The following is a 24,835-nucleotide window of genomic DNA, read 5'->3' on the forward strand; positions in this document are numbered from 1 at the left end:
GCCCCCACGCCCCGGGCGCCCATTGAACTGGATGACCTGTCCGGCGCATCCGACGAGCCGATGCAGCTCGCCTCGACGTGGGAGTTCGTGGGCTGGCAGGGCGGCGATGACACGGGCCCCATTGGCCATGTCCCGGAGACGACCTGGGCGGACCGTGGTGTGGACCTCGACGGCCCGGCCATATCGCCCGCGGCGACCGAAGTGCCTCTGGCCTCGGCGTGGGACTTCATCCAGCAGCCCTGGCAGCCCACGGCGGCGGAGCCTTCGGACGTCATCACCACGCTCCTGGCCGCAGCGGCCAGTGCGGCCACGGAAGTGCCCGTGGGTGGCCCTTCCGTGACGGCGGAGCACGTGTTGTCGGCGCTCGACGTCGTGAGTACCCAGGGGGTGCTCGGCAGGGTGGTGCTGGCGTACTGCGCGGGCCGCTTCCAGCGCGCCTTCCTCCTGGGCGAGAGCCTCGGCCTCGCGCGGGTGGGGCATGCCTGGGGCCCGGGCAGCGACAGCGCGGCGGTCGCCCAACTCAAGGTCGACCTCGAAGCACCGTCCCTGCTGCACACCGCGATGACGTCCGCGGGTGCCAGCGTCTTCGACGCACCGGCCTGTCCCCAGGACGAGGCCATCTTCGCCGCGCTGGGCGGGGAGGGCGCTTCTCACCTGGCCGTCATCGCCATCCGGAGCCGGGGACAGGTGGTGGCGTTCATCGTCGCGGACCACGGCGCGGAGCCCATCGCCGCGCCCGCGCTCGATGAACTCACCCTCATCGCGCAGAAGGCCTCTGAGGCCTTCTCCCGTCTCCCCACCCGGAGCGCCTGAGCGCGAGCCGGAGGAGGGGAGACGCAAGAAGGGCTCCGGAGCCAGGTGCTCCGGAGCCCTTTTCACTTCAAGAACGGCGCGTCGCGCTCAGCTGCAGCCGCTGGTCGCGCCGCAGTTGCTGCATTTGTAGCAGGCACCGCTGCGCACCATGATGGCGCCGCAGGTGTGGCACGGCGGAGCATCCGCCTGATTCAGCCAGGTGGACCGCTTGGAGACGTTGGCGTCGGACCGCTGCACCGAAGCCGTCTGCGCGGGCAGGGCTTCCCGTTTCGGCTGCACGTCCATCCGGTCCAGCACCGCGGCCTCTTCCTCGCTCGGCAGGAACTTCAGCTCCAGCCAGCGGAAGATGTAGTCGGTGATGGACTTGGCGATGGGGATGTCCGGGTTGCCGGTGAAGCCGCTGGGCTCGAAGCGGGTGTGGCTGAGCTTGTCGACCAGCACCTTCAGCGGCACGCCGTACTGGAGCGCCATCGACACGCTGGTGGCGAAGCTGTCCATCAGCCCGCTCACCACCGAGCCTTCCTTCGCCATGACGATGAACAGCTCGCCTGGCAGGCCATCCTCGTACATGCCCACCGTCAGGTAGCCCTCGTGGCCGCCGATGGAGAACTTGTGCGTGATGGAGCGGCGCTCGTCCGGCAGGCGCCGGCGGACCGCGCGGGGCTCCGGCTGGATGGCGGGGGCGGGCTCGGGGGCCACGGTGGCCTTGGCGGCGCGCGTGTCCTTCACCGTCTCCTTCGACGTGTTCAGCGGCTGCGTCCGCTTGCACCCGTCGCGGTACACGGCGATGGCCTTGAGGCCGCGCTTCCACGCCTCCATGTACGCCTTCTCGATGTCCTCCACCGTCGCGTCCGACGGCATGTTCACTGTCTTGGAGATGGCGCCGGAGAGGAACGGCTGGCAGGCCTCCATCATCTGGATGTGGCCCATCCAGTGGATGCTGCGCTCGCCCTGGGCCGGCTTGAAGGCGCAGTCGAACACCGGGAGGTGCTCGGGCTTCAGGTGCGGCGCGCCCTCGATGGTGTCCTGCTTGTCCAGGTAGCTGATGATGTCCTGGGACTGCGTCTGCGGGTAACCCAGCTTCTCCAGCGCCAGCGGCACCGTCTGGTTGACGATCTTCAGCATGCCGCCGCCCACCAGCTTCTTGTACTTGATGAGCGCGATGTCCGGCTCGATGCCGGTGGTGTCGCAGTCCATCATGAAGCCAATGGTCCCCGTGGGGGCCAGCACCGTCACCTGGCTGTTGCGGAAGCCGTGCTCCTCACCCAGCGCGAGCGCGCGGTCCCACGCGTCCTTCTGCGCGGCGAACAGGCCCTGGCTCACACCCTCCGGGGCGATGTGGTACGCGGCCTTGCGGTGTTTGCGGATGACGCCCAGCATCGGCTCCGCGTTCTTCGCGTAGCCAGCGAAGGGGCCCTGCTTCTCCGCCAGGCGGGCGCTCATCGCGTAGGCCTCGCCGCACATCAGCGAGGTAATCGCGCCCGCGTAGTTGCGGCCCGCGGGCGAGTCATACGGCAGGCCGGACGCCATCAGCAGCGCGCCCAGGTTGGCGTAGCCCAGGCCCAGCGGCCGGTAGTCGTGGCTGTTCTTCTCGATGCGCTCGGTGGGGTAGCGCGAGTTGCCGACGATGATTTCCTGCGCCATCAGCAGGATGTCGACCGCGTGGCGGAACGCCGTCACGTCGAAGTCGCCGTCGATGGTGCGGAAGTGCATCAGGTTCAGGGACGCCAGGTTGCAGGCCGAGTCGTCCAGGAACATGTACTCCGAGCACGGATTGGACGCGTTGATGCGCGCCGTCGTCGAACACGTGTGCCAGCTGTTCACCGTGGTGTCGAACTGCATGCCCGGGTCGCCGCACAGGTGCGCGGCCTCGGAGATCTCCCGGAACAGCTCGCGCGCCTGGTAGGTGTCCACCGGCTGGCCATCGCGCACCGACCGCGTCGTCCAGGTGGCGTCATCCACCACCGCCTTCATGAACGCGTCGGTGACGCGCACCGAGTTGTTCGAATTCTGGAAGAACACCGACGAGTACGCCTCGCCATTGAAGGACGGGTCGTAGCCGGCCTCGATGAGCGCCCAGGCCTTCTTCTCCTCGCTCGACTTGCAGCGGATGAACTCGAGGATGTCCGGGTGCTCGGCGTTGAGGATGACCATCTTCGCCGCGCGGCGCGTCTTGCCGCCGCTCTTGATGACACCGGCGAAGGCGTCGAAGCCGCGCATGAACGACACCGGGCCGGAAGCGGTGCCGCCGCCCGCCAGCAGCTCCTTGCTGCCGCGGATGGTGGACAGGTTGCTGCCCGTGCCGCTGCCGTACTTGAAGAGCATCCCCTCCGTGCGCGCCAGCGTGAGGATGGAGTCCATGTTGTCCTCCACGCTGTTGATGAAACACGCGGAGCACTGGGGCTGCGCCTCCACGCCAACGTTGAACCACACGGGCGAGTTGAAGGACGCCTTCTGGCGCAGCAGCAGGTGCGTCAGCTCCGCGTGGAAGGCCTCGCGGTCCGCGTCCCGCGTGAAGTAGCGACCTTCCACACCCCACTGGGTGAGGGTGTCCACCACACGCGCCACCAGCTTGCGCACGCTCGTCTCACGCTCCGGCGTGCCCGGCGTGCCGCGGAAGTACTTCGACGCCACGACGTTCGTCGCCAGCATCGACCAGGACTTCGGCACCTCGATGTTCTTCTGCTCGAAGACGGCCTTGCCATCCTCGCCGGTGATGCTGGCGCTGCGGTATTCCCACGCCAGCTCATCCGCGGGATCCACGCCCGGTGTCGTGAAGAAGCGCTCCACCGTCAAGCCCGTCGCCGCCACGCGCGCCTTGCGCCCGCCGCGCCGCTCCTTCCCGTTCACCGTGGACTTCGAGCTCAGCTCTTTATCCATGTCGCCACCCTCCGCGAGTTCACTGCGAGTTCTGATGCAAAATTTGCAAAACGCTAACGTCGCGAGATCCCGATGGATCCGATGGATCAGCCCGACGTGAAACGCGGGTGACATCAGAGCGGATTCGCGACGACGAAGCAGGGGCGCGCCCGGCCCCTCGGCTGTTCTTGGGAGATGCCCGCCAGACTGCCGGACGAGGCCATGGATAGACTCCTGTAGCACCTCCGTCAAAGATTCTATCGGTACAACAAATGGTGTCCGTCAAAGTCATGCCCACCACGAATTGTGTACAGCCGTGAAGTGGGCGTCCGGTGTCTGCCTGCCTGCCCTGCTGCTACTGCGTTCAGCGCGGGCGCCCGATCTAGAGGGCCTCGGCTGCCCTGGCAACACATGCTTTGCAGTGCCTGAATCCAGATGGCGAGCCATGTATTGTCACTTCGAGCCAAGCGAGCGTGATCACTGGGAGACATTTGCTGTGAGTCTGTGCACGACTCGGGTGGGTGCAAGCGTGCTGATCCGCCAGGGGTGGTGGATCAGCCCCGTTGGCGGTCCGTTGGTGAACGCGGCCATCGATTTTGGCCCGGACGCGCGTTAGGAGGCGGACATGGCTCCTCCCTACCAGCGCCACGTCTTCGTCTGTACCAACCGCCGCCCGGACGGAAATCCCAAGGGGTGTTGCGCCTCCAAGGGCTCGGAGGAGGTCCGCGCGGCCTTCAAGGCGGAGCTCGACAAGCGGGGCCTCAAGGGGCGCATGCGCGCCAACGCGGCGGGATGCCTGGACACGTGCAGCTTCGGTGTCGCCGTCGTCGTCTACCCGGAAGGCACCTGGTACGGCGGCGTCAAGGTGGAGGACGTAAAGGACATCGTCGAGCAGCACCTGATGGAAGGCCGCCCCGTGGAGCGGCTGCTGATGCCCTTCTCCCGCAAGGCCGCCACTTCGGGCTGAAGCAAGCTTCTCGGTATTAACCCGAAATAGTCGACGCCTGCCTCTGTCTGCGTGAACCCGCAGACGAGCCGCGTGGAACCCTTGTCGAGAAGCCCGGGGCAAGCCTGCACCGGGCTTGGGCTCGGCATGTGTCCAGCGCGGCGAGGAGCACATGCATGCGTCGCAGTTGGTGGGCCTCTGGCCTGATCGCCACCGCCTTGTCCGTGGCTGGCTGTGATTCCGAAGTGCCGTCGTCTCACGTTCGGGACATGACGGCGTTCCAGGATGCGGCACTGGCCGCGGAGTGGGCGGTGGGCGTCGCGTACTCCGTGGGAACGCGCGTCACCTATCAAGGGCGCCTCTATGAGTGTCGCCAGCCGCACACGTCCCAGGCGGACTGGACACCGGTGGCGGTGGCCTCGCTGTGGTTGGACCTGGGGCCCGCAGGCGGTGGTGAGCCAGACGCGGGTAGCGGCGGAACGGACGCGGGCACGGGCGGGGACGTCACCGCGCCCACCGTGGGCTTGAGTGCCAGTGCCTCACGCATCATCGCCGCGGGGCCGCTGAGCCTGACGGCCACGGCGTCGGACGACGTGGGCGTGACGCGGGTGGAGATTCTGGAGAACGGTGCCGTCGTCGCCACCGGCTCGCAGTTCAGCCGGGCCTTCAGCGGTTGGGAGCAGAACGGCACGTATGTCTACGCGGTGCGCGCCTACGACGCCGCGGGTAACGTGGGGACCACCACGCTCACCGTCGTCGTGGAGATTCCGGGGGGGCCGCCGCCGGGAGGGCAGCGCATCGTCGGCTACTTCACCGCGTGGGGCATCTACGCGCGCAACTACCACGTGTCCAACGTGCAGCCGTCCAAGCTCACGCACATCAACTACGCGTTCTCCAACATCTCCGGGGACGGACGCTGCATCCTCGGTGACCCGTACGCGGACATCGACAAGAGCGGCGGCTGGCAAGGTGAGTGGGACCCCGGTCAGCTGCGCGGCAACTTCCGCGCGTTCAAGGAGATGAAGCGGCAGAACCCGCACCTGAAGCTGCTCATCTCCGTGGGCGGCTGGTCCTGGTCCACGCACTTCTCCACCGTGGCGTCCTCGCCTGCCTCGCGCGCGGCCTTCGTGAAGTCCTGCGTGGACCTCTACATCCGTGGCCAGTACCCCGGTGTGGACCCCGTCAACGGCGAGGGCGTGTTCGACGGCATCGACATCGACTGGGAGTACCCGGTCGGCGGCGGCCTGCCAGGCAACAGCAACAGCCCCGCTGACAAGCAGAACTACACGCTGCTGATGCAGGAGTTCCGCAGTCAGCTCAACGCCGTCACCACGCAGACGGGCAAGCCGTACCTGCTCACCATCGCCACGGGCGCGTCGCCGGACCTGCTGGAGAACAAGCAGGAGACGAAGAAGCTGTCCGACGTGCTCGATTGGATCAACGTGATGTCCTACGACTACCACGGGGCCTTCGAGAGCACGGTGAACTTCCACTCGGCGCTTCATCGCGTCACGGGGGACCCGGGCGCGGCCACGGGCTTCTACACGGATGGCTCGGTGTCGAAGATGCTGGCGCTGGGCGTGCCGCCCGCGAAGATTGTCGTCGGTGTGCCCTTCTACGGCCGGGGTTGGGGCAGTGTGCCCAACGTGAACAACGGCCTGTTCCAGAGCGGCGTGCCCACGCGCGGCACCTGGGATGACGGCTCGTCGGGCCTGACGGGTGTGTTCGACTTCAAGGACATCAAAGCCAACTACGAGCGTGCCGGTTCCGGTTACACGAAGTTCTTCCACCCGGAGGCGAAGCAGGCCTACGTCTACAACCCTGCCACGGGCATCTGGATTGGGTATGACGACGTGCAGAGCATCAACGCCAAGGCGGACTACATCCTGAACAAGAACCTGGGCGGCGCGATGTTCTGGGAGTTGAGTGGTGATGATGGCTCGCTGCTCGATGCGCTGGCACGGAAGCTGCGCTGAGTCTTTGACAGGCATTGTGAGCGCATCGTGAAGCCATACGCCGGGGGACTTCTGTTCCCCGGCGTCATGGCGTTAGGGTTTGCCGCATGTCCTTCGCGGCAGCCGTCCTGCTGGTGGCGCTCTCCAGCTCTTCCGTGGCCGCCGAGCCGTGGACCGCCGTCGTCCGGGTGGCGTCCGACGAGGACACCGCCTTGCTCGTGCGAGTGCGGGGGCAGAGCAGCGATCTGCCCGTGCGTCTCGAGGTCTCGTCCGGAGCGCCGCTCGGAGAATTTCGAGAGGGCCCATGGCTCGCGGCGGAACGGCTGGCCGGGCGCCACCAGGCCCGCGCTGTCCTCTGGTTCGTGCGAGAGGGCAGCGACGTTCGTGTCCAGGTGGCCGAGTTCGACAGCCGGCGTCTGTTCTCCCGGGCCGCACGGATGGGGCAGTCGCCAGGCTCCCTGGAATGGTCCACGGGGGCGGAGGCGCTGGCGCTGGCTGCTCGCTCCGCACTGCGCGCGGTGGAGGCCGGGGCGCCGCTGGGGGATGTGGTGGAGTTGGCGCCGCCGCGACCTGTGTCGAACGGCGCGGGGACTGACACCGGGGTGGGGAATCGCATCGAGGATGCGGCCTCCAGTGATGGGGCCGCGCTGCGGACGCCCTCGTCCAAGGGGGCCGACGTTGCGCTCGCGGAGGAAGGGGGCTCGCCTTCCGCGCGGGAAGGCGTGACGTTGCCTCGTGAGGGCCCGCGGCTGCCTTCGGCCGAGGAGCACCTATCGCGCCCGATGTGGCTCTCGTTGGGGGGCCATGCCGCGCTGGATGGGTACACGCGCACGGGCCACCAGGGGTTGGTGGTGGGCGTGGGATTGCAGCCGGGCCGGTGGCGGCTGCGAGCGCAAGTCCTGGCCAGTGTGCCGACCCGGCTTCGCGATGCCCGGACGGAGTTGACGCTGGGGCAGCATGCGGCGTCGGTGTGGGCGGGCCTGCCCTGGGCGGCGGCGGAGCGACTGGAGGTGGAGGCCGGGCTCGGCGCGGGCGCGGTGGTCTTCACGCGTCGGACGCAAGCGCTGACGGAGGAGGTGGAGGCTGCACCTCCGGGCACGATGGTGGCCTTGCTCATGGGCCCCGAACTCCGCGCCCGCTGGCGGATGGGGGCGCGTGTCGGCCTGGAGGCGAGCATGGCCGCGGAGCTCCTCCTGGGACGGCCCGAGCTTCGCTACGCCATCGACGGAAACTTCGTGTCACGCGGTGCGGGTTGGGCTGTCCGTCCCCGGCTGGGGTTGGCGATGGTGGTTTTTCTTTGAGCGCCGATGACCCGATTGGCCCGGTGCCGTCCTCCATGGCGGCAATGAGGAGCTCGGGCTCACACGCAGCGGACCCACGTCGTGCGGCGGAAGACCCTCGCATCCAGGCAGCCATCCAGGGCGAGCGAGAGGCCACCGGCGCTTTGTTGATGGAGCTGCTCCCCCGGGTTCGCAACCTCGTGCGCTACCTGGTGCGCGGGGATGTGGACGTGGAGGACATCGCCCAGGAGGCGCTCATCGCCCTGGTGCGAGGGCTGCCGTCGTACCGCGCTGAAGGCCGCTTCCAGTCCTGGGCGGACCGGGTGGTGGCGCGGACGACGTTCGCATGGCTGAAGCGCTCCCGAGGCCGGGATGCCCAACACGCGGATGCGCCGGTGGAGCTGGTCGCGGTTCCCTCCGAGGATGCCCTGCCGGACGAGTATGTTCATCGCCGTCACATGGTGACACTCCTGGATCGGCTTTCGAATGAGCAGCGGCATGCACTGGTGTTGCATCACGTGCTGGAGTTGAGCGTGCCGGAGATTTCGACGGAGCTGGGCATTCCCTTCGAGACGGTGCGCAGCCGGCTCCGCTTGGGGCGGACGGCGCTGCGCTCGCTGGCGACCGCGGAGGGAGACGGAGGGGAGGAGCGGGGATGAGTGACTTCAGGGAAGAGGGGGATGACGCCCTGAACGCGCTGGTCCTGCCGTTGGACGAAGGCGCGGGGCCGGCCCGACGCATCTCCCGGGAGCGGTCGGCCCGGATGGTGCTGACCGCGTTGGAGGCAGGCGCGTTGGTGGCGTCGCCCGCGCCCCGGCCACGCGGCAAGCGGCCTCCCGTATGGTTGATGACGGGAGCGCTTCTCATCGCGGGCGCCGCCGCGGCCGCGGTCTGGAGCTTCACACGCCCGAGCCGGGCGTCGACGTCGCAGGTGGAATCGGCTGCGCACATGAGGCCCCCGCGGTTGGGCACGGAATCACAACAGAGCGGCAGCGGCGCGGTTGACGCGCCCCCCTCGCGGTTGGATGCCGTGGCAGACGAGGCTCCTCCCGAAACGCCGGTGGTCCCTGCCGCGTCCATCGCTGATGCCGAGGGTGCGTCCGCGCCGGTGCGTCCGCGCGCGCCGCCGGCCTCTGTGAAATCGGCTGCGCCGGAAGACCTCTTGCTCAAGGCCAATGGGCTCCGTTCCGAGGGGCGGTGGAAGGAGGCCGAGGCGCTCTACCTACGCGTCATTCGCGCCGAGCCATCATCGCTCGCGTCATACGTCGCGCGCGTCGCCTCGGGCTCGCTTCGGCTGGAGCACCTGGGGGACGCGCGAGGCGCCCTGCGTCAGTTCAAGGCGGCGATTCGCATCCAGCCGCGCGGTGTGCTCGACCAGGAAGCGCAGCACGGTATCGCCGAAGCGCACCGGGTGCTCGGCAACCAGGACGCGGAGCGCAGCGCGCTGGAATCGTTCCTCTCCACCCATCCGGATTCGCCGCTCGTGCCGTCGGCTCGCGCGCGCGTTCAGGAACTCACCGCGCCATGAACAGGCGACGGACGTTGGCGGTGCTACTGGCCGCGTCGATGGGAAGCTGCACCCGTGGGGACCTGGTGGCCACCGTCCAGTCGCCGGACGCAGGGCACGCGGGCTCCTCGGCGGATGCCGGTGGGCCCGACGGCGGCGAGCCGGCTGCCGACTGGGAGGCGTACTGCGCGGGGCGCGGGCCTCCCATCGTCGTGGGTGATGCAGATACCGATTCGCAGGTGTGCAGTGGACGTCTGGCGGAGCGAACCTTCCGTCACGCGCTGTGCACCTGCGAGGGGCTCGCCCTCGGTGCGTCCTTCGAAACGGATGCCTTTCACGGCACCTCGGAGAGGTATCAGCCAGGAGGCGCGGGGGGCGATGTCGGGGTGAATGGCGCGCTGTCGGCCAATGACGCGGTGTCGGTGGGAGGCTCGCTGAGGATTGGCGGTGCGGGAGGCGCCCAACTCGGGCAGACGTTCCGCGTGGGTGAGGCGTTGCACTGCAGTGGTCCGCTTACCGGCAGCCCTGTCTCTGCCACCGTCATGGGAGACGCCCGCGTACGCGGTGATGTCGCGTTGCCCGCCTTCAGCGTCGGTGGCGTGCTCATGGTTCCAGCGGGCCACACATTGGGGCCGGTAGATGCGGCCGAGGTCCGCCGCGAGCCCGTGGACCCCGTCATCCCCTGTGCGTGTGATGCGGCGTCCCAGGTGGATGTCTCCGGGCTCATCGCCCGGCACGTGCTCGACAATGACAACGCGGCCATCGGCCTCGACGCCACGGCGATGGAGGACATCGAAGGCGAACGCGCGCTGGAGCTGCCGTGTGGCCGCTTCCACCTGACGCGCATCACCGGCACCGGCCGCGCCACGCTCACGATTCGCGCGCGCACGGCGCTCTTCGTCGAGGACGTCGTCGACCTGGGCGAAGGACTGTCCGTAGACGTCCAGGCGCCGGGAGAGCTAGACCTGTTCCTCGGGGGCGCTGTCGCGGTGGCGGGACCGCTCACGTTGGGGTCCACCGCCACGCCTTCTCGCGTGCGAATGTACGTCGCGGGCTCGAACGTGCTGGCGCTGTCCGCGGGCAGCATCCTCGCGGGCAATCTCTATGCGCCCCGCGCCGTACTCAGCCTGAGCGGGGGCGCCGAGGTCTTCGGTTCCGTGTTCGTCCGTCAAGTCGAGGCTTCCGGACCGCTCCGACTGCACTACGACGCAGACATCCGCGATGCGGGCGCCGAGTGCACAGGCGATTGAGGTGCACGCCACCGGCCCGGCGTATCCGTGCCAAACCTCCGTCGCTTGTGCGAAGGCCCTGAGCCCCGGAGTCCGGCGTCGCGCGCGCAGGGGCGGGTGGCTCGATGTGCCTGTCCACCGCCTTATCCGGCCTGCGCCCCCCGGGTGGCTGGTGCCGTGAGTGCAGGTCCCCAGGTTTGCGCGGTTGTTCGCGAAGGGGAGGCTGCACATGAAGCGGGAAGTGAGGGCCGGCATTGCCGGGCTGTTGTTCGGGTCCATGCTGGTCGGCTGCGGGGTGGCGCCGGAACAAGAAGAACTGGGCGGCGTGGAGGACGCGACGACGGAGGCGCTAGCGAGCGCCGAGGCCGGGCTCGATGAACACCGTGGCCACTGGACACCCGCCGCGGTGGCGCGTTACGGCCCCGCGGTCGCGTACGGCGACGGCAAGTACTTCGCGGTCTGGACCGACGTGCGGACCGGCGGCATCTACGGCACCCGGGTGAAGCCCGACGGCACCGTGCTCGACCCCGCGGGCATCCGCATCAACATCGGCGACGAGGATGGATTGCGGCCGGCCATCGCTTTCAATGGGAAGTACTTCTTCGTCGTCTGGGAGACCCGCGATGGTGTCGACGGCGTGCGCGTGAAGCCGGATGGCACCGTGGTGGGCCCGGTGTTCCGCGCCATCCAGACGGGCGAGTCCTTCGGCCCGGTGCGAGTCGCCTGCTCTCCGAAAATCTGCCTGGTGACGTACACCATCTCCGGTGACTTCTCCGTCATCTACTTCACGCGGGTGACGAAGGATGGCGTCGTCCTCTCAACGGCCGACCGGAAGCTCAGCGCCTCCGACACCTTCGCATATGACGCGTCGTCGACCTGGAACAACAGCAAGAAGGAGTTCCTGGTCGTCTGGTCCGACGAGCACGGCGAGGGCCCGGAGAACGCGGACGTCTACGGCAACAGGGTGAAGGAGGACGGCACCATCCTGGATGGCAACGGCTTCCCCATCTCCCAGGCGGAGGGCGCCCAGTCGTCGCCCGATGTGGAGTGGACGCACAAGAACTACCAGGTGGTCTGGTCCGATGACCGGAATGGGAACCCGGACATCTACGGCACGCGCGTGAGCAAGACAGGCATGGTGAAGGACCCCGAAGGCATCCCCATCTCCACCGCCGCTGGCGCGCAGACCGTTCCGCGCATCGCTCACCACAACAACAAGTCCCTGGTCGTCTGGGACGACACCCGGTACGGCCCGCACAGCGTCTGGGGCGCGCGGTGGGACGAGGATGGGGATGTGTGGGATCCCTCGGGCTTTCCCATCTCCAGCAGCGGCCTGCCAGAGCAGTACCTGCCGGATGTCGCCTACGGGGCTGACAAGTTCTTCACCGTCTACGCCGCCCAGTCCGTCTACGACCCCTCCGAGCCGCATTACATCCTGGGCACGCGGGTGACTCACCAGGCGCAGGTGAAGGACGTGCCCGCCCTGCCGCTCACGCGCCTGCGCTGAGCCAGGGAGAGGGCCTCGCCGCGTGCGAGGCGGCGCTTCCCAGAGGCCCGGGTCGGCGCATGCACGCCGGGCCGGGCCTTGCGCGTGGGCTGATCCCCGGAGTCCGGCGTCACGCGCGCAGGGGCGGTGGCTCGATGCTCCTGTCCTCCACCTTATCCGGCCTGCGCCCCACGGGTGGCTGGTGAGGCGCTCGGGGCCCCCCACTCTTGCGCCGGAGTTCGCGAAGGGGAGGCTGCACATGAAGCGGGAAGTGAAGGCCGGCATCGCCGGGCTGCTGTTCGGGTCCATGCTGGTCGGCTGCGGGGTGGCGCCGGAGCAGGAATCGCAGAACGAAGTGGAGGAGATGACGGCGGAGGCGACATCGAGCGCCGAGGCCGGGCTCGATGAACACCGTGGCCACTGGACGCCCGCTGCGGTGGCGCGTTACGGCCCCGCGGTCGCTTACGGTGACGGCAAGTACTTCGCGGTCTGGACCGACGTGCGGACCGGCGGCATCTACGGCACGCGGGTGAAGCCGGACGGCACCGTGCTCGACCCCGCGGGCATCCGCATCAACATCGGAGACGTCGAAGGATTCCGGCCCGGCATCGCCTTCAACGGGAAGTACTTCTTCGTCGTCTGGGAGACCCGCGATGGTGTCGACGGGGTGCGGGTGAAGCCGGACGGCACCGTGGTGGGGCCGGTGTTCCGCGCCATCCAGACGGACGAGTTCTTCGGCCCGGTGCGTGTGGCCTGCTCCCCGAAAATCTGCCTGGTGACGTACACCGTCACCGGTGACGAAGAGTCGGTCATCTTCTTCACGCGGGTGACGAAGGATGGCGTCGTCCTCGATACGGATGACCGCACGCTCAGCGCCGTCCCCAACTTCGCGTACGACGCGTCGTCGACCTGGAACAACAACAAGAAGGAGTTCCTGGTCGTCTGGTCCGACGAGCACGGCGAGGGTCCGGAGAACGCGGACATCTACGGCAACAGGGTGAAGGAGGACGGCACCATCCTGGACGGTACCGGCTTCCCCATCTCCCAGGCGGAGGGCGCCCAGTCAACGCCTGACGTGGAGTGGACGCACAAGAACTACCAGGTGGTCTGGTCCGATGACCGGAATGGGAACCCGGACATCTACGGCACGCGCGTCAGCGGGCATGGCACGGTGAAGGACCCCGAAGGCATCCCCATCTCCACCGCCGCGGGCGCGCAGACCGAACCGCGTCTTGCCCACCACAACAGCAAGTCCCTGGTCGTCTGGGACGACACGCGGTACGGCCCGCACAGCGTCTGGGGTGCGCGGTGGGGCGAGGATGGGGACGTGTGGGATCCCTCGGGCTTCCCCATCTCCAGCGAGGGTCTGGCCCAGCAGTACCTGCCGGACGTCGCCTACGGGGCTGACAAGTTCTTCACCGTCTACGCCGCCCAGGCCGTCTACGACCCCTCCGAGCCGCATTACATCCTGGGCACGCGGGTGACGCACCAGGCGCAGGTGAAGGACGTGCCCGCCATTCCGCTCACGCGCCTGCGCTGAGCCAAGGAGAGGGCCTCGCCGCGTGCGAGGCAGCGTTCCCCAGAGGCCCGGGTCGGCGCATGCACGCCGGCCCGGGCCTTGCGCGTGGGCTCAGTGGTTCAGGTCGAGCTCGCGGTTCTCCAACGCCGTCAGCCGGGCGGAGTCGTACTCGCTGCGGAGGGCGGGGGTGGAGATGCGCTCCCCGAAGCGCATGGGGTCGACGGCAGGAGCGGCGGCTTGATGCGCCTGTCCACCGCCATATCCGGCCTGCGCCCCCCGGGAGGCTGGTGACGTGAGTGTAGGTCCCCAGCTTTGCACGGTTGTTCGCGAAGGGGAGGCTGCACATGAAGCGGGAAGTGAAGGCCGGCATTGCCGGGCTGTTGTTCGGGTCCATGCTGGTCGGCTGCGGGGTGGCGCCGGAACAAGGAGAACTGGGCGGAGTGGGGGACGCGACGGCGGAGTCGGAGGCAGAGGCGCCCATGCGCGCCGAGACCGGGCTCGAGGAGAGCGGGGGCTACGTCCATCCCGCCCCGTTGGCGCGCTTCTGGCCCGCGGTTGCGTACGGTGGGGGCAAGTTCCTCGCGGTCTGGACCGACGTGCGGACCGGCGGCATCTTCGGCACCCGGGTGAAGCCGGACGGCACCGTGCTCGACCCGGCGGACATTCGCATCAACATCGGAGACGTCGAAGGATTCCGGCCCGGCATCGGTTTCAACGGGACGCACTTCTTCGTCGTCTGGGAGAGCGTGGATGGTATCGACGCTGTGCGCGTGAAGCCGGACGGCACCGTGGTGGGCCCGGTCTTCAACGTCAAACAATCGGGCGAAACCGTCGGCCCGGCGCGAGTCGCCTGCTCCCCGAAAATCTGCCTGGTGACGTACACCGTCTCCGGTGACTTCTCGAACATCTTCTTCACGCGGGTGACGAAGGATGGCGTCGTCCTCGATACGGGAGACGAGTCGCTCAGTGCCTCCGGCACCTTCGCGAACGACGCGTCGCCGACCTGGAACAACAAGACGAAGGAGTTCCTCGTCGTCTGGTCCGACGAGCACGGCCAAGGCCCGGAGAACGCGGACATCTACGGCAACAGGGTGAAGGAGGACGGCACCATCCTGGACGGCAACGGCTTCCCCATCTCCCAGGCGGAGGGCGCCCAGACGACGCCTGACGTGGAGTGGACGCACAAGAACTACCAGGTGGTCTGGACCGATGAGCGGAATGGGAACGCGGACATCTTCGGCGCCCGTGTGAGCAAGACAGGCATGGTGAAGGACCCCGAAGGCATCCCCATCTCCATCGCAGAGGGCGCGCAGGCCGAGCCGCGTCTTGCCCACCACAACGACAAGTCCCTGGTCGTCTGGGACGACAGGCGTGACGGTCCGCACGCCGTGTGGGGTGCGCGGTGGGGCGAGAACGGGGACGTGTGGGACCCCTCGGGCTTCCCTATCTCCTCCGGGGACCAGCCACAGGAGTACCTGCCGGATGTCGCCTACGGGGGCGGCAAGTTCTTCGTTGTCTACTCGGGCCAGGAGACGTTCGATCCCCTCGAACCGCACTTCATCCTGGGCACGCGGGTGACGCACCAGGCGCAGGTGAAGGACGTGCCCGCCATTCCGCTCACGCGCCAGCACTGAGTCGTTGAAGGAGAGGCCGCTTCGCTGGCCGGCCACCACGCGGACTGCTGCTGAGGGTCCGCGTGCCTTGCGGTGCATCACCGCGTGCGAGGCGGTGTTCCCCAGGAGCAAGGGCCGGCGTATGCACGCCGGCCCGAGCCCTGCGCGCGGGCTCAGTTGTTCAGGCCGAGCTCGCGGTTCTCCAGCGACGTCAGCCGGGCGGAGTCGTACACGCTGCGGAGGGCGGGGTTGGAGATGCTCTCCCCGAAGAGCTGGTGGAACGGAATGGCGTCCTGCGGATCATCCGGCTTCTTCTTGAGCGCCTCCGTCACCCAGTTCTGGATCTGGTCGATGGTGAGGTTCTGCAACTGGCCCAGCCCCGGGATGCTCGAGGTGGGGAGCAAATCCTTGAGCTTGAAGATCAGCCCCGCCATACCCTCGACGGCCTCGTTGCGCTTGTTCAGCTCCTCGACGGAGAGGAGGAAGCCTCCCTCGATGGCGCCAACGAGGCTGCCCATGGACCGTGCCAGGCGCTGCGCATCCTGCGACGGCGGATTGGCGTGTGCCTCCGCCTCCAACTGCGCCTGCATGTCACCCAGCTTCGAGGTGATGAACGAGTGGAACGCCTCCTGGCCCTCGAAGGAAGGCTCGGTGAAGAGCGTCCGGGTGAAGAACTCGGACAGCTTGCCCGCGCCCGCGCTTCCAATGGAGCCCGAGGCGTCGCTCGCCGCGGCGAGAATCGCGTCCGCGTGCTGCGTGAAGAAGCGCGCCGCCGCCGCGCGGGATTCGGGGTTGTCTCCCAGGTGCCCGATGCTGTCCATGAACAGCTTGATGGACTCAGGCGTGGCGGGCTGGATGGCGCTGGCCGCGTCCAGCAGCTTTCCAAGCGCCTCCGTGCCGCCGCCGATGATGGGGTCGTTGATGTTCTTGAGGACGTGGCCCAGGGCGTCCGGGTTGTTCTTCAGGAACTCCTGGAGCTTGTCCGGCGGCAGGCCCGCCAGCGCCGTGGCGATGGCCACGGCGCGCGCCGGGTCCGCCGGGTTGCTGGCCGTCATGATTTCCAGCTCGCGCTGCGCGTAGGCGGTGATGAGCTCCGGGTTGCCCGTGCCAGCGATGATTTTCGCCAGCGTCTCGTGCGTCTCACCGCTCCAGGAGCCCGCGCCATGGGAACCGACGGCCGCCGTCAGTTCGTCGAGCGTGACGGCGCCCGACCGGTAGGCCGCGTCGAGGGCGGCGGAGAGCACCGGCAAATCCTCTTCGCTGGCCTTGTCGAGCAGCTGTCCCGCCTCGGGCCCGTATTGTTGAAAGAAGCGATCCATGAAGGCCGCTTGCTGCGCCGGGTCGGGATGGGCCTTCAGCCAGTTCGTGAGGTACGACGGGTCCTGCCGGTTGGTGGCGTCCACCTGCGCCTGCTCCGCAGACGCCTGCTGCTCGGGCGTCAGCGCCGGGGCCGCCACCGCGTTCGTGTTGAGGGCCGCCACGGTGTTTCCGAAGGCAACCTGCGCGCGCCCACGCGGAGCAGCACCCTGGAAGGCATCCGCGTTGCGCTGCGTCTGGTATTTGACTGAGGACGTCGTCGCCGTGGGCGTACGGGCCTGGGCTGGCTCCGCGTCCTTCTGGAGATTCGAGCCGAGCTTCGAGGGAGCGCGCCGGTCGATTCGGGGGGACATACACACACCTTTCTCGGGAACGACATGAATGTCGGAGGCATCGGGATTGTCGGCCATGACGCGAACATGTTGCGTCAGGCGTTGTGACATCCCGGTACCTTCACTCCGAAACTGGATGTGTCGCGTCACCCGGTGGGCTTCAGGGAATGCGCTCCCACGCGTCCTGCCAGTTCAAGCCCGTGCCCGGCGCGTAATGCAGCGCGGAGCCCTTGCACCAGCCAGAGTAGGGGAAGGGCTTGCAGCGATAGCGCAGTCCGTCGGTGCCCCGCACCACGGTGCCCGCGGCATAGCCCTCAATCCCAGACGGGTAGACAGGCTCGCCACCGCCACCGGGCGGCGGCTTCATGATGTCGACCTGGAAGGTGTAGCCCGTCTCACGCGCGTAGACGCGGTTGCCCAGCGCGTCCTGCACGGGATTCACGCGGCCCGCTGCGTCGAGCACGCCCACCTGGACGCGGCTGGACGCGCCGTTCACCCGCTGCGCGAGCGCATGAATCCACTGGGCCGCCGGCGTGGCCGTGGCCAGGGGATGCACATGGGATTCGGCGTCAGCACCCTGCGCGTCGAACACGCGCAGCGTCACCGAGCTCCCCGCGGGCAGATCTTCACGCGCCTGCACCTGGCCCAGCTCCTTCCACGACGAGGGCGGCGGCGGGGTGTTGCTGAACTTCACGTCGGTGCAGGCGTAGAAGGCCTCCGGACTGTCCGAGCGCTGCCAGATGCCGTAGATGACATGCGCGCCCGTCTTCCCTTGAGGGAAGGGGCAGTTGAGCCGGTAGCGGTTGTTCTGGGCGGAGACGTGGGTGATGGAGCAGAAGGGATTCGCTTCCAGGTCCGACCACTTGAGCGGGAGCGCCGGGTTGTAGCCCTCGCGCGTGACGTAGAGGCGGAAGTAGCCGGTGGCGTGCACGGCGGTCGCGTGGAAGACGAACTCGAAGCGGCCCTGGGCGTCCGGAGTGATGAGCGTGGAGGGCCAGTCCGTGCGCGCGAGGTCCAGGCCCCGGTGGCTTTCATTCGCGGCGCTGCAGAGCTTTCCGTCTGGAATGATGTCGCGGTGCCTGTCGTTGGCGTTGCCCTGCCGCACGCCATTCCAGTCGTAGAGCGCCTGTGTGCCACCGGCCTGGATGAGCGCCTTGCACGCGTCGGACTTCGGCGTCTCCGGCCCTTCCTTGAAGCAGCTGTAGACGCGGCTGAGAGGTACTTCCATGGAGCCGTGCGCCAGGGCCACGCTGGCGCACAACATCGACACGACGGCGAGCGACGCGCCGAGACACCGCTGCACTGCTGAGGTCATCCCTTCCTCCTGTGGTGCGAGGAGGGAGGGCGCGGCCCCTGAAATCGGGTCAACGCCCTAGAAGGCCTTCCACGCCATCAGGAGCTTGGAGGCGACTTGCGAGGTGATGAGCGGCAACACGCCGCCACCGCCGACGATGTTGACGATTTCCGACATGGACCCGCGGCACACACCGCCCCACGCGGGCTGCCGCGCCAGACCCACGGAGGCATAGGCGGAGTAGTCCACGAAGAAGGACGTGGGCAGCACGGTGCCATTGGGCTCGCAGAGCAGGTGCTCCTCGGGCGGCGAGTCCACCACCTCCTGCACCACGAAGCCTCCGCCGGCGGTGTCCGCCGCCGTGCGCGCGCACAGCTCCGCCCACGTCATCGGCGCGCCATAGGCCGCCTGCACCCGCTCCGTGTAGGGGACGGTGCCCGCGGAGCGACCCAGGAAGACGGCTCGGCCGCCATAATCCCAGGCCCGCTTCAGCACGAAGCGCGCTGGCGTCGCGGCGACCAGGGCCACCAGGTCCTCCACGCGTTCGCCGTCGGGGCCCTGCGTCGGGCCGGGCTGGAACGTTCGCGTCCACGGCACGGACGTGCGCACCGCCTCCAACTCCTCGCCGGTGAGGCGCGCGGCTTCGGCCAGTGCGGGCTCGGCCAGGGCCTGCGACAGGCGGGCGAAGGTCAGCTTCACCTCCACCTGCGAAGCGGGGGGATTGAGGAACACCGCCTTCTTGCCGGGCACGGTGCCCAGGAAGTCCTCGACCCAGGGGGAGGGGGACTCCTCCAGGCGCCGGACGAAGAGGTGCCGGTACACCAGGTCGTACTTCTTGCCGTGGGCCACGAAGGCGTCGTCACCGGACACCTCGTCCGGATGGACCAGGTCCGCGTCCGCGCCGAACTCGCGGAAGCGCTCGCACAGCCAGCGCAGCTCCGTGATCTGGGCGTCGTTGCGGCGGCACAGCAGGGCCACCGTGTCTGGCATCCGGCCGTTGCGCTCGGCCGCGTAGCCGTCCAGCAGCGCCCGGTACAACGCCAGCGCGTTGCTGCCGTTGAGCGACAGCAGGGCGTGCAGGGACTTCTCCGGATAGCGGAAGTAGCGGCCCACCACCTCGATGAAGGTGCGGGCCGCGATGTCGGAGTACCCCTGCATGGCGGGGATGGTGGCGTTGACCTCCAACGCCCACGGCGTGCCGCCCGCGACGAAGTAGTCCACGCGCGTGGTGGCCAGCCGGGTGGACTGGCGCCAGGTGCGCTCGGCGAGCACGCGCTCGAGAGGGGAGAGGGCGCCCAGCAGGGACTCCGCGTCCGCGCCCTGGAGCTGCGCCTGCGCCATCTTCACCGTGGCGGAGGACAGGCGGGCGGACAGCTCCGCGCGGCGGCGAATCTCCGCGGCGTCCAGCACCACGGGCGTGGCGGTAATGGGGATGGGGTGGGTGGTCCCGTCCGGTCGCGTGACGGCGAGGCCCCGCTGGTAGGCGATTCGCGCCAGGTCGGGCGCGATGTGGCGAGCCTGGCTCCGGAGCGCGTCGATGAACTCTTGCACGAAGTCGTGACCTCGATGGTACGCCCGGGCGTCTTCCGGGCGGCGCGCACCCTACGCCTGGACGGGTCCACCGGTCCACGGGCCCGGTGCCTTCCTTCGAAGCAGGACACTTCCCCGGTGGCCTTGTGCCGCCTGCCGGGCCTGGGACCGGCCGCTCCGGGGCACACCCGGGCACCGGCGCTGGAAAGGGGCCCTAGTTGCTTTTGTTTCCAAGTTGCTGTTGTTCATTCGCCGGAGGTGCTGTTTCCTGGCGAATGTTGCGTGAGACAGTCTGACTTGCGCGAACGGCCTGTCTGGCTTACAACCGTAGACGCCGTTCGACCGGGAATGCCCTGACGTGAGTCGCTCCTCCTTTCACCAGCCCGTGAGTTCCGTCCGGTCGCGCCGTCTGGCGCTGCCGTTCGCGCTCGTGTGCGTGCTGGCGTACATGGGGAGCGTGATGCACTTCGCCCTGGTCCAGCACGCCACGTGCCTGGAGCATGGTGAGGTGATGCACGTGGAGGCCGGTGGCTCCCACGGCGCCGGTCACGTCGAGGCGTCCTTCGACGATGTGCGGCTCGCCTCCAAGAGCACGGAGGCGGACGCCCACGGCTCCGACGCCCACTGTGTCCACGCCTTCTTCCGGCGGGAGGCCCCGCCTCCGCAGCAGGACACGCCGTCCCTCCTGGTCGCGCCCGCTCGCTCCGAGCCCGCGCTGGCGGTGTTCCGCTTTCACGCGGAGCCCGTCGCCCGTCTGCACCTGGCTCCCAAGGCATCTCCGCCGCGCGCGTGAGGCCCGGGAGTTTGCTCGCTCAGGCGGCCTGTCGCGCCGTGTGAGGTTGCCCGTCCGATAAAGCCAGACAGACTCCGTCCGCTCCGCGCGGACTGTGAGTCATTGCGGCTTTGCGTCCACGCCGGCTGAGTTGTCTCACGGTGCCCGTGTTTCGTGCTCCGCGCACGCCCCTTCCATTCCCACGCACCCGTGGCGGCCCCTCCATGTCCTGGCGGTGTCCGTTGCTGGCGCGCGGGCGTGGCACACCCGCAGTCCAATCCCGTGGAGTAGCACCATGACGAAGAAGCTCCTTGCCGCGTTCCTGCTGTCCACCGCGCTCGTCTCCGCCGGCTGCGGCGACGATCATCCCGAAGAAGAGGGCGTCGACGCCGAGGCGTGCGAGCACCTCCAGGAGGGACCCGCCACCGCCGTCAGCGCCAACATGGGGGGCAACAACCCGCCCCCCGAGATTCGCGCTGACCACCGCCGCTACGACATCACCCTGATGACCGGCTCGGATGGGAATCAGGGCATGGTGGCCTTCGCCGCGAGCGAGGCCGCCGACTACGTCATCTACACCAACGCGGACGTGCCCCTTTCCATCACCACCGCCAGCGGTGAGGCGGTGGAAATCGAGGAGAGCACCAGCAGCTCCCAGGGCTGCACCGACATCAAGGGCCGCCACGTCGTGCCTCTCACGGTGGGCACGCACTACCTGACCTTCGGCCCCACGTCCGTGGCGACCGTCGGCGTGCTCATCGAAGAGTCGCACGGCGACCACGGCCACGAGCACTGACGCTGTTCCCGGGCCCCTGGCCCGTTCACCCGGGGGCCGGTGCTCCAGTGCCGGCCCCTCGTTCCCCGAAGAGAGAAGACCATGGGTTCCTTCCAGCAGTTCCTGACGGACAAGAACATCCCCTCCGAGAAGCTCCTCCGCCTGTCGCGCCAGCTCGAGTCCTACGGCTCCGAGGGCCGCATCCTCTTGAAGAAGCGGAGCGCCCGTCGCCGTGACAAGGACGCGCAGGGCAAGAGCTACGAGTCGCTGTCCATCGGCAAGCCGAAGAGCGGCCGGGGCGTCAGCGCCCAGCAGCTCCAGGCCGCGCTGGGAGACCTGCCACTGACGGCCAGCGTGCGCGGGAAGCTGGTGCGCGCCGTCAACGCGGTGCTGGGCAAGCAGGGCGGAAGCCCGGTGGACGCGCCCGCGCTCTTCGGCGCCAGCCCCGTGCGCCGCGGCGCCACGGCGAAGAAGTCCGCGAGCTGAGAGGAGCGCGCGCCCATGTCCGGCCATGCCATGTCCACCGTGATTCCCTGTGAGCTTCGACGCGATGGAGACCGGCTGTTCGACGTCTCCATGTGGTGCCTCGGGCGGGATGTCCTCTGCCCGGAGGGGAATCTCCTCGTTCGACGAGGACTCGTGCGCCACGCGCGCCCCGAAGGCGCGGAGGGACAGAGCCCGTACACGGTGGGCCTTCCGGATGGTGGGCGCCTGACGCTGTGGGGCTTCGGCGCGCTGTGTGAGTGCGGCGAAGCCATCTTCGTCCCTCGGGCGGGCTTCGCGCCCGTCCTGCTGGAGGGGGGGCCGGGCCAACTACCGTTTCGCGCGGAGGAGCTGGGCCCGGCGCGTTTGCCGACCACGGGGCACGAGCGGCGGGCGCTGCGCGCGGGGCTCGCCTCGCTGGCGGGGTGGCTGGCCGAGCACGAGGACTGGATTTCCTCCGAGATGGGGCCGTCCTGGCGCCGTGAGTGCTTCGGGGCACGCCGCAAAGCGGCTCCCGTCGCGGCGGACGGGCTGGCCTCGGCGTGGCGGCGCTTCGCCTCCCGCCTTCGTTCCCTGGATTCTGGATTCAACGTCTGCACCGCCCCGATCGCCGGGGCCTGAGGAGGCCATCATGTTGGCGCGACTGCTCCGAGCCGATGAACCTTCCGTCCATGCCCGCGCGCCGTGGGAGGATGTCGCGGATGACGCGCTCCCCACGCCGCTCCTGCGCGAGGGCCTGGGTCACGCACACCTGGATGTCAGCACCGCCAGGCCCCAGGCCCAGGCCTGGTTCGACCAGGGTCTGCGGCTGTTGCACCTGGGGTGGGGCGGTGAGGCCCGCCGCGCCTTCGCGCAGGCCACGCGCGAGGATTCGTCACTGGCCATGGCCTGGTGGGGGCTCGCCCTCACGCGAGGCCCCGGTGCCCGCTTCGCCACCGCCCGCGCGGAGGCCATGGGCCGCGCGCTGGCTCTGAGCGAGGGCACCTCGGACCGCGAGCAGCGCTACATCGTCGCGGGCAGTCTGCTGGCGGAGAAGGGGCCGGCCAATGGGCGCCACGCCTTCGTGCGTGACATGGAGTGCCTCATCGACCGCTATCCCGAGGACGGCGACGCGCGGCTGCTGCTCGCGGGTTTCCTCCTGGACGGCTACGAGCCGGATGGCCGGCCCGGGCAGGGGCAGCCGTATGCGCAGGCCCTGCTGCGCGAGCTGCTGCGCTCACACCCGGACCACGCGGGCGTCCACCATGCATGGGTGCAGGCCATGCTGAACAGCGGCCGGCCCGAGGCTGCCCGTGACAGTGCTCGCCGCCTGGTGACGCTGGCGCCTCGTGCCAGCCCCGCGCTGCTCTCCGCGGGGCGCCTGCTTCAGCGGGTCGGGCTGGTGGCGGAGGCCCAGCGCGTGCTGGAGGCCACGGTGGCCGCGGATGATGCGTACCTGGCCGAGGAAGGACTGCACACCGCCGACGCGCCGAGTGCCGAGCCGGCCATGCGGCTGCTCAGCCAGGGCTGCGCCGAAGCGGGCCAGTACGGCGAGTCCCAGGCGTGGGCCCGTCGTCTGCGGCAGCGGGTGGAAGGGGCTGGAGGCGACGACCAGGCGCTGCTGTTCGCCGCCGCCACGATGGTGTCGGCGCACCTGCGCTTCGGCTTCTGGCGTGCGGCGGCGGACGTGCCCATGGAGCTGTCGGATACGGCCAGCCCGGCGGAGCGGGCGCTGCGGGACGGGATTCGCCAGTACACGAGAGGACTCAGCCTGCTCGAGGCCGCGCGGCTGGGCGACGTGGAGCGGGTATGCAACTCACTGGATGCGCAGCATGCGCTCCTGGCGGAGGCTCGCCGCTCGGAGGACCTGGCCCTGTGTCCACGAGATGTGGCGCGGGTGGTGGAGGTGGCCGCTCATGAGCTGCGTGGCGCGCTGGAGGCTCGCAGGGGCGAGGTGGGCCGCGCCGAGGCCACGCTGACGCGTGCGTGGAGGCTGGAGCGGCGGCTTCGGGCCGCAGGGCCCGCGGCCTTCTCCCGGCCCGCGCGCGAGGCACTGGTCCGGCTGCGTCTGCGCACGGAGCGCGAGGACAAGGCGGTGGCGCTGGCGAAGACGCTGGTGGCGGAGCGGCCTGGGTGCGGGCACTTGCGACTGCTGTCCGCGGAATCCCAGGTGGCGCTCGGCGCTTGGAGCAGCGCGGTGGAGGACTTCGCCGCGTTCCTCGACTGCTGGCGTGACGCGGACCCGCATCAGCCGGAGCTTCGCCGCGCTCGGGCCTTCATCGCCGGGCGGGGGCGTCTGCTGCGGCTCGTGCGCCCGCCGGAGCTCCTCGCCCTGCGGGAGACCGGAGCCCCGGCGCTCGCCGCACATGGGACGGTGTCCTGCTGAGCGGTGCCCGAATGGCACGGGGGCTGCCGCCTGTTTGCGGTCCATCAGGCGCCCCATCGAGCGTGCGCACCGTCCACGGGGCTCATTGCCCGCGCGCCGTGGGTTGACTGTCACCTGCTGGAAGTCCTCGCCGTGCGGACGTCCACCAGTCGCGCTGACGGCTCCCGCCGCTTGACGGGCCCTCACCGTTCGCGCGAGGAGGGGGCATGCCCACCTTCCGCCTCAAGCAGGACCAGGCCGCGTTGCTCGTCGTGGACATCCAGGAGCGACTGTGCGCCGCCATGGACCGGGACGCGCTGGACCGGATGCTCAGCCGCACCGCCGCCGCCATCGAGGGCGCTCGAGCGCTGGGGCTCCCCATCCTCCTCACTGAGCAGTACCCCCAGGGCCTGGGGCCCACGCATTCGCTGCTGCGGATGCGGGTGCTGAAGGACGTCAAGGCGGTGGAGAAGCTGGAGTTCAGCGCCGCCGTGCCAGACGTGCTGGCCGCGCTCGGCGGGCGCACGCAGGTGCTGGTGGCGGGCATGGAGACGCACATCTGCGTCTTCCAGACGGTGCGCGACCTGGCCGAACGCGGCCTGTCCCCGTTCCTGCTCACGGACGCCGTGCTGTCCCGCGCGCAGGAGGACCGGCAGGTGGGCCTCCAGATGTGCCGTGACGCGGGCGCGCACGTCGTCACGGTGGAGGCCGCGCTGTTCGACCTGCTCGGGCGCGCCGGCACGCCCGAGTTCAAGCAGGTCTCCGCGGCGGTCCGCTGACC

At 69.1% G+C, this 24,835-nt stretch carries 20 protein-coding genes; 16 read left to right on the forward strand and 4 right to left on the reverse strand.

The window, feature by feature from the left end; genetic code table 11:
- The coding region (locus tag FL344_RS38680) for a general secretion pathway protein GspE (protein ID WP_141620635.1) at positions 1-813 on the forward strand (813 nt) is incomplete at its 5' end.
- A gap of 87 nt (positions 814-900) precedes the next feature.
- On the opposite strand, the gene FL344_RS27635 is transcribed toward FL344_RS38680, so the two are convergent.
- Entirely contained in the window at positions 901-3,693 is a 2,793-nt protein-coding gene (locus tag FL344_RS27635) for a vitamin B12-dependent ribonucleotide reductase (protein ID WP_141620636.1), read from the reverse strand.
- Positions 3,694-4,297: 604 nt separating this feature from the next.
- Between FL344_RS27635 and FL344_RS27640 the strand changes: the two genes are divergently transcribed.
- The 9 genes from FL344_RS27640 (at position 4,298) to FL344_RS27680 (ending at position 15,228) form a co-directional block, all read left to right on the forward strand.
- Complete coding sequence (locus FL344_RS27640; RefSeq protein WP_141620637.1) at positions 4,298-4,639, forward strand: ferredoxin; 342 nt, start codon at positions 4,298-4,300, stop codon at positions 4,637-4,639.
- 155 nt (positions 4,640-4,794) lie between these two features.
- The gene (locus FL344_RS27645; RefSeq protein WP_141620638.1) at positions 4,795-6,594 is read left to right on the forward strand and encodes a glycosyl hydrolase family 18 protein; all 1,800 of its coding nucleotides are present in this window, start codon (positions 4,795-4,797) and stop codon (positions 6,592-6,594) included.
- 86 nt (positions 6,595-6,680) lie between these two features.
- Entirely contained in the window at positions 6,681-7,874 is a 1,194-nt protein-coding gene (locus FL344_RS27650) for a hypothetical protein (protein WP_141620639.1), read from the forward strand.
- A gap of 149 nt (positions 7,875-8,023) precedes the next feature.
- Entirely contained in the window at positions 8,024-8,512 is a 489-nt protein-coding gene (locus tag FL344_RS27655; protein WP_306440799.1) for an RNA polymerase sigma factor, read from the forward strand.
- Positions 8,509-9,381: a tol-pal system YbgF family protein gene (locus tag FL344_RS27660; protein WP_141620640.1), complete on the forward strand. Its 873-nt coding sequence runs from the start codon at positions 8,509-8,511 to the stop codon at positions 9,379-9,381. The genes FL344_RS27655 and FL344_RS27660 overlap by 4 nt, the downstream gene beginning before the upstream one ends.
- Entirely contained in the window at positions 9,378-10,610 is a 1,233-nt protein-coding gene (locus tag FL344_RS27665; protein ID WP_141620641.1) for a hypothetical protein, read from the forward strand. Before FL344_RS27660 ends, FL344_RS27665 begins: the two co-directional genes overlap by 4 nt.
- 208 nt (positions 10,611-10,818) lie before the next feature.
- On the forward strand, positions 10,819-12,096 hold the full coding sequence (locus tag FL344_RS27670; RefSeq protein WP_228565427.1) for a hypothetical protein: 1,278 nt from the start codon (positions 10,819-10,821) through the stop codon (positions 12,094-12,096).
- A gap of 238 nt (positions 12,097-12,334) precedes the next feature.
- Positions 12,335-13,615: a hypothetical protein gene (locus FL344_RS27675; RefSeq protein WP_141620643.1), complete on the forward strand. Its 1,281-nt coding sequence runs from the start codon at positions 12,335-12,337 to the stop codon at positions 13,613-13,615.
- A gap of 323 nt (positions 13,616-13,938) precedes the next feature.
- Positions 13,939-15,228, forward strand: coding sequence for a hypothetical protein (locus tag FL344_RS27680; RefSeq protein WP_228565428.1), 1,290 nt, complete (start codon positions 13,939-13,941; stop codon positions 15,226-15,228).
- Positions 15,229-15,380: 152 nt separating this feature from the next.
- Here FL344_RS27680 and FL344_RS27685 read toward each other — a convergent pair whose 3' ends face one another.
- From FL344_RS27685 to FL344_RS27695, 3 genes are all read right to left on the reverse strand, one after another.
- Positions 15,381-16,877 carry a hypothetical protein gene (locus tag FL344_RS27685; RefSeq protein ID WP_141620645.1) on the reverse strand — a complete coding sequence of 499 codons (1,497 nt, stop codon included), beginning with the start codon at positions 16,875-16,877 and terminating at the stop codon, positions 15,381-15,383.
- A gap of 139 nt (positions 16,878-17,016) precedes the next feature.
- Complete coding sequence (locus FL344_RS27690) at positions 17,017-18,171, reverse strand: lytic polysaccharide monooxygenase (protein WP_141620646.1); 1,155 nt, start codon at positions 18,169-18,171, stop codon at positions 17,017-17,019.
- Between the two features lie 57 nt (positions 18,172-18,228).
- Complete coding sequence (locus FL344_RS27695; protein ID WP_141620647.1) at positions 18,229-19,701, reverse strand: hypothetical protein; 1,473 nt, start codon at positions 19,699-19,701, stop codon at positions 18,229-18,231.
- A 337-nt stretch (positions 19,702-20,038) separates the two neighbouring features.
- Here FL344_RS27695 and FL344_RS27700 point away from each other — a divergent pair, with 337 nt between their 5' ends.
- The 6 genes from FL344_RS27700 to FL344_RS27725 all read left to right on the forward strand — a co-directional run bounded on the left by FL344_RS27700 (position 20,039) and on the right by FL344_RS27725 (position 24,833).
- Entirely contained in the window at positions 20,039-20,473 is a 435-nt protein-coding gene (locus tag FL344_RS27700) for a hypothetical protein (RefSeq protein WP_141620648.1), read from the forward strand.
- 274 nt (positions 20,474-20,747) lie between these two features.
- Complete coding sequence (locus FL344_RS27705) at positions 20,748-21,248, forward strand: hypothetical protein (protein ID WP_141620649.1); 501 nt, start codon at positions 20,748-20,750, stop codon at positions 21,246-21,248.
- Positions 21,249-21,329: 81 nt separating this feature from the next.
- Positions 21,330-21,713: a hypothetical protein gene (locus FL344_RS27710; protein ID WP_141620650.1), complete on the forward strand. Its 384-nt coding sequence runs from the start codon at positions 21,330-21,332 to the stop codon at positions 21,711-21,713.
- A 15-nt stretch (positions 21,714-21,728) separates the two neighbouring features.
- Complete coding sequence (locus FL344_RS27715; RefSeq protein ID WP_141620651.1) at positions 21,729-22,331, forward strand: hypothetical protein; 603 nt, start codon at positions 21,729-21,731, stop codon at positions 22,329-22,331.
- 10 nt (positions 22,332-22,341) lie between these two features.
- Positions 22,342-24,075 carry a hypothetical protein gene (locus FL344_RS27720; protein WP_141620652.1) on the forward strand — a complete coding sequence of 578 codons (1,734 nt, stop codon included), beginning with the start codon at positions 22,342-22,344 and terminating at the stop codon, positions 24,073-24,075.
- 206 nt (positions 24,076-24,281) lie between these two features.
- Complete coding sequence (locus tag FL344_RS27725) at positions 24,282-24,833, forward strand: isochorismatase family protein (RefSeq protein ID WP_141593202.1); 552 nt, start codon at positions 24,282-24,284, stop codon at positions 24,831-24,833.
- Positions 24,834-24,835 lie beyond the last annotated feature (2 nt).

It is taken from the genome of Myxococcus sp. AB036A (genome assembly GCF_006547355.1).
Classification (GTDB): Bacteria; Myxococcota; Myxococcia; order Myxococcales; family Myxococcaceae; genus Myxococcus; species Myxococcus virescens.

Bases quoted from the DNA above. Each gene is read 5' to 3' on its own strand.
- FL344_RS27635 (WP_141620636.1), bottom strand. From the start codon at position 3,693: ATGGATAAAGAGCTGAGCTCGAAGTCCACGGTGAACGGGAAGGAGCGG.
- FL344_RS27640 (WP_141620637.1), top strand. From the start codon at position 4,298: ATGGCTCCTCCCTACCAGCGCCACGTCTTCGTCTGTACCAACCGCCGC.
- FL344_RS27645 (WP_141620638.1), top strand. From the start codon at position 4,795: ATGCGTCGCAGTTGGTGGGCCTCTGGCCTGATCGCCACCGCCTTGTCC.
- FL344_RS27650 (WP_141620639.1), top strand. From the start codon at position 6,681: ATGTCCTTCGCGGCAGCCGTCCTGCTGGTGGCGCTCTCCAGCTCTTCC.
- FL344_RS27655 (WP_306440799.1), top strand. From the start codon at position 8,024: ATGGAGCTGCTCCCCCGGGTTCGCAACCTCGTGCGCTACCTGGTGCGC.
- FL344_RS27660 (WP_141620640.1), top strand. From the start codon at position 8,509: ATGAGTGACTTCAGGGAAGAGGGGGATGACGCCCTGAACGCGCTGGTC.
- FL344_RS27665 (WP_141620641.1), top strand. From the start codon at position 9,378: ATGAACAGGCGACGGACGTTGGCGGTGCTACTGGCCGCGTCGATGGGA.
- FL344_RS27670 (WP_228565427.1), top strand. From the start codon at position 10,819: ATGAAGCGGGAAGTGAGGGCCGGCATTGCCGGGCTGTTGTTCGGGTCC.
- FL344_RS27675 (WP_141620643.1), top strand. From the start codon at position 12,335: ATGAAGCGGGAAGTGAAGGCCGGCATCGCCGGGCTGCTGTTCGGGTCC.
- FL344_RS27680 (WP_228565428.1), top strand. From the start codon at position 13,939: ATGAAGCGGGAAGTGAAGGCCGGCATTGCCGGGCTGTTGTTCGGGTCC.
- FL344_RS27685 (WP_141620645.1), bottom strand. From the start codon at position 16,877: ATGTCCCCCCGAATCGACCGGCGCGCTCCCTCGAAGCTCGGCTCGAAT.
- FL344_RS27690 (WP_141620646.1), bottom strand. From the start codon at position 18,171: ATGACCTCAGCAGTGCAGCGGTGTCTCGGCGCGTCGCTCGCCGTCGTG.
- FL344_RS27705 (WP_141620649.1), top strand. From the start codon at position 20,748: ATGACGAAGAAGCTCCTTGCCGCGTTCCTGCTGTCCACCGCGCTCGTC.
- FL344_RS27710 (WP_141620650.1), top strand. From the start codon at position 21,330: ATGGGTTCCTTCCAGCAGTTCCTGACGGACAAGAACATCCCCTCCGAG.
- FL344_RS27715 (WP_141620651.1), top strand. From the start codon at position 21,729: ATGTCCGGCCATGCCATGTCCACCGTGATTCCCTGTGAGCTTCGACGC.
- FL344_RS27720 (WP_141620652.1), top strand. From the start codon at position 22,342: ATGTTGGCGCGACTGCTCCGAGCCGATGAACCTTCCGTCCATGCCCGC.
- FL344_RS27725 (WP_141593202.1), top strand. From the start codon at position 24,282: ATGCCCACCTTCCGCCTCAAGCAGGACCAGGCCGCGTTGCTCGTCGTG.